The following is a 1,898-nucleotide window of genomic DNA, read 5'->3' on the forward strand; positions in this document are numbered from 1 at the left end:
GCGCCCGCCGGTCTGCGACGTTCGCCCGAGACGATCACCGCATGGCCGCGGCCATATTTGTGGCCGTCGGCGCGCGGCACCGGAAAGCTCGGCAGCCACAGGTCCGGGTCGTTCTCGAACGCCTGCGGCCGGATTTCGTCCAGCACGGCCGGATCGATGCCGATATCGACCAGCCGCAGTTTGCCGCAATAGAGTCGCCCCGGCACCAGCAGATGGCCGAGCTTGCGACGGAAGAATGTCACCGTCTCGCGCGCCTTGATGGCGGCTCCCATGACGCCGCCGGTGGTGCCGTTGATGCCGCTCGGCAGGTCGACGGCCAGCACCGGCACGCCCGAGGCATTGACCGCCTCGATCATCTCGAGCGCGCCGTCCTTCACCGGCCGGTTCAGGCCGGAACCGAACAGCGCGTCGATGATCAGCGACGGCGCGCCGATCGATTGCGGCAGGAACGGCAGCAGCGGTCCTTTCCATTCGCGCGCCGCCAGCGCCGCATCGCCCTTGAGGGCGTCGCGCTCGCCGAGCAGCATCACGTGGACAGTGCGGCCGAGCGCGACCAGTTCGGTCGCCGCGATCAGGCCATCGCCGCCATTGTTGCCCGGGCCAGCGATCACCAGGATGGATCCGGCGTCCGCCAATTCCATCGCGGCCTGCGCGACATGTCGGCCGGCGTGCAGCATCAGGGCAAAGCCCGACGACCCGCCCGAGATCGTCAGCAGGTCGGCGCGGTCCATCTCGGCCGGGGTCAGCAATTCCATGCTCGATTTCCAGTACGCACGCCTGCGCAAGAGGCAGCCCCGCCCCATCCACAAGCAAAACCACTCACTTCACTGCCCACAAATTGGACTGACTGCACTCGAATTAGTCACGCAAACCATGCGGAACCACCAAAGTCTACGCGGACGAGCCCCTAATAATCTGATAACGCTTCAAAATCAGCCCTCGATGAATTTGGCATGGACCCTGCTAACACGGAAGCCATGTTTCGATCGCCCGCGCAGGCCCGCTTCGGCTGGGCGCGCAGGCGGCCGTCATGGCGTTTCGGGTCCGCCCCGGACACAGATGGCAATGCCGGCCTGGCCGGTGCGTGGAGCGATCGATCCACTGCGCAAGCCTGTTCGCAAGGCCTTGCAATCTGGCATAACACTGCCGACCCAAGACGCGGGAAGGCCGGGGAGAGTGTAAGTGAAAAAGATCGAAGCCATCATCAAGCCGTTCAAGCTGGACGAGGTCAAAGAGGCGCTTCAGGAAGTCGGTCTGCAGGGCATCACGGTGACGGAAGCCAAGGGCTTCGGCCGTCAGAAGGGGCACGCGGAACTTTATCGCGGCGCCGAATACATCGTCGACTTCCTGCCCAAGGTGAAGATCGAAATCGTGATCGCCGACGATCTGGTCGAGAAAGCGATCGACGCGATCCGCCGCGCCGCCCAAACCGGCCGCATCGGCGACGGCAAGATCTTCGTCTCCAACATCGAAGAAGCCGTCCGCATCAGAACGGGCGAATCCGGACTGGACGCGATCTAACCGGCCAGCCTATCACCTCACCCACCACTGCATCCCGCGCGGCCGGTTCCCCGGTCGCGCGTTCACGACCGTAGCCCACCTACGTATTCCACAAAGGGGTTATCAATGACGACCGCCAAAGAAGTCCTGAAATCAATCAAGGACAACGACGTCAAATACGTCGACCTCCGTTTCACCGATCCGCGCGGCAAGTGGCAGCACGTCACGTTCGACGTCTCGATGATCGACGAAGAGATCTTCTCCGAAGGCACGATGTTCGACGGTTCGTCGATCGCCGGCTGGAAGGCGATCAACGAGTCCGACATGATGCTGATGCCGGATCCGTCGACCGCGACCATCGACCCGTTCTTCGCAGAGACCACCATGGTCATCACCTG

At 63.3% G+C, this 1,898-nt stretch carries 3 protein-coding genes; 2 read left to right on the top strand and 1 reads right to left on the bottom strand.

Annotation, left to right across the window (positions count from 1 at the left end; genetic code table 11):
• Nucleotides 1-755, bottom strand: a 755-nt coding sequence (locus I5M_RS23100; RefSeq protein WP_022723563.1) for an NAD(P)H-hydrate epimerase, incomplete at its 3' end; no start/stop codon positions are given.
• A 427-nt stretch (nucleotides 756-1,182) separates the two neighbouring features.
• On the opposite strand from I5M_RS23100, the gene I5M_RS23105 reads away from it, so the two are divergent.
• Together I5M_RS23105 and I5M_RS23110 are read left to right on the top strand one after the other, a co-directional pair.
• The gene (locus I5M_RS23105) at nucleotides 1,183-1,521 is read left to right on the top strand and encodes a P-II family nitrogen regulator (protein ID WP_022723564.1); all 339 of its coding nucleotides are present in this window, start codon (nucleotides 1,183-1,185) and stop codon (nucleotides 1,519-1,521) included.
• A 105-nt stretch (nucleotides 1,522-1,626) separates the two neighbouring features.
• A partial coding sequence (locus tag I5M_RS23110) for a glutamine synthetase beta-grasp domain-containing protein (RefSeq protein ID WP_031337362.1) occupies nucleotides 1,627-1,898 on the top strand: 272 nt, incomplete at its 3' end.

The organism is Rhodopseudomonas sp. B29 (assembly GCF_000333455.1).
Lineage (GTDB): Bacteria > Pseudomonadota > Alphaproteobacteria > Rhizobiales > Xanthobacteraceae > Rhodopseudomonas.